We start from the raw sequence: 1,925 nt of genomic DNA, 5'->3' as shown, positions 1-1,925 counted from the left end.
ACAGTGGCTATGGACTTATAACAACGACCGCCCGAATATGGGCATCGGCGGCATCACCCCCGCAATGAAACTGAAAATGGCTGCGTAAATTCTACGACCCCGTCCCGCTAAAAACGGCAGGATTACCCCCAGTGCAAATCAAGACCAAACACATGAGAACTAGCATTTGCGCCGCTCTTTTCGGCTTAACAGAGTTTCGGTATAGATGACTTCCAGTGAACTATGCACGGCGTCGGGAGAAAATCGAGCTTCCTTACTTCGGCTCAAGGCTTTTTCTCCTTTTTGTTTTCTCATCGGTTCATCGTTTGCGTGACGTAAAACTGCGGTCGCAAGGCTTTGAATGTCCTCGACGGCACACAAATCACCGACTTGGTTGTCCACCAGTTCCTTGACCCCACCACACTCTGTGGCAATCACAGGCAAACCGGCGCGAAATGCTTCGACGATGGAAATTGGAAGGTTCTCCCAACGCGATGTCAGTAGGTAAATATCGGCCGCATAAAGATAGTCCGCCACATTATTAATTGACCCAAGAAATATGAAATGGCCGAATAGTTTTAGGGTACTTACCAATTCCTCGGATCTGGCAGATTCAGGGCCAGTTCCCGCGACCACAAACACAACGTCTGCCCTCTGTTCACAGACCTTAGATGCAACCTTAATCATGAGGTCGATGCCCTTCTGATGATGCAGGCGAGACAAGCTGAGGACGAGGATTCCTCCCTCAGGTTTCAAAAAAGAGTTGCGAATCGTTTCTCGGGTGGAGGACGAAACCTCTGGAAGGCCTGCGATCCCAAGGCCCACTACCTGCCCGCGTGATGGTGATAGACCATGTCCTATTAAAGCGTTGAGAGCAGTTTGACTGGGCGACAGGGTTAGAGTTGCACAATATCTTGCGATTCGTGCCGCATACTTTTCGCGTTCGGGCGCTGCGCCATGATACGTCATTACAATTGGAATATTCAGCCCGCGGGTCGCAAGCCAAGCAACTAGGGCGGGTGTTGTTTCATGGACATGGATAAGATCGGTCCCGAAATGACGAATTTCTTTTCGGAGCGCGATAGCGCATCGACACAATGCCAGAGATCGCGCTATTAACGGCCCACCGGAACCGCTTACGGCGTTCAATGGCAGCGAGATATATTCCGAATTTGGCAGGCGAGGTGCCCATTCTCCATCATCTCCGACAAGGACAATCTTGTGGCCATTTGAGCGGAGATATCTGGTCAAATCTAGAACATGTCGCTGAATCCCGCCCGGTAAAAAGTTTGTACAAATCTGCATAAGGCGCATGGCAAACAATCCTTCCCGAAGCGGGCATAACGATAAACAGGAACTTCAGAAATGCGTATCTAAAATCGTTGTCGACATTCCTACCGCTTCCAATCGGCAACGCAGTCCTAGAATCAAGTGAAACCATCAAATATCATGCCCCATATTAACGTGGCCTGATTCTATGCTCGGAATTCATAATTTTAGAGCCAAAACAGACCAGTTTCTGCGAGGACGATTGCGGACAGAAAAACCTTTGGACTTCGATCATACCGTGCGGCCAGGCGGCGCCAATCCTTCAACCACGCGAACATGATCTCGATTCTGTTGCATCTTGTATAGCAAAGTTTGTCGTGTTTGACCGGCTTTGAACGCGATCTCCGCCCGGGGATAAAAGGGTAATAATTCCTCATTGATGGAGGCCTGACGGGGTAATCCGGCTCTGTTGCGCAAATCCTGCTTGGGATTCACCACGTGAATCCAATACGGTAGCTGATGCGCATGAGCATACCCGCAAAGGCGACCGACAAGACGACGAACTGGCATGACTACAACCTCGCGCTGAAACAGCGTGGATCGCTGACCGTCTGGTTCGATCCGGATATGGTGTGGGAGGCGGCACCCTCCGGGAAACGTGGACGTCAACAGACCTA

Annotated in this window: 1 protein-coding gene and 2 pseudogenes; 1 reads left to right on the top strand and 2 read right to left on the bottom strand. The window is 50.5% G+C overall.

Annotated elements, in window-relative coordinates; translation table 11 throughout:
- Nucleotides 1-159: 159 nt before the first annotated feature.
- Nucleotides 160-1,293 carry a glycosyltransferase family 4 protein gene (locus tag BV911_RS18675; RefSeq protein ID WP_086055035.1) on the bottom strand — a complete coding sequence of 378 codons (1,134 nt, stop codon included), beginning with the start codon at nucleotides 1,291-1,293 and terminating at the stop codon, nucleotides 160-162.
- A gap of 182 nt (nucleotides 1,294-1,475) precedes the next feature.
- Nucleotides 1,476-1,670 (bottom strand): annotated as a pseudogene (locus BV911_RS18670) (IS5/IS1182 family transposase); the annotation flags it as partial.
- Nucleotides 1,671-1,773: 103 nt separating this feature from the next.
- Between BV911_RS18670 and BV911_RS19395 the strand changes: the two are divergent.
- A pseudogene (locus tag BV911_RS19395) lies at nucleotides 1,774-1,925 on the top strand (IS5/IS1182 family transposase); the annotation flags it as partial.

Origin of the sequence: Pseudoruegeria sp. SK021, from assembly GCF_002119405.1 — a bacterium.
In the GTDB taxonomy this organism is placed as follows: domain Bacteria; phylum Pseudomonadota; class Alphaproteobacteria; order Rhodobacterales; family Rhodobacteraceae; genus Meridianimarinicoccus.
The sequence above is the reverse complement of the archived record's forward strand: the minus strand, read 5'-3'. Positions and strand labels throughout refer to the sequence as shown.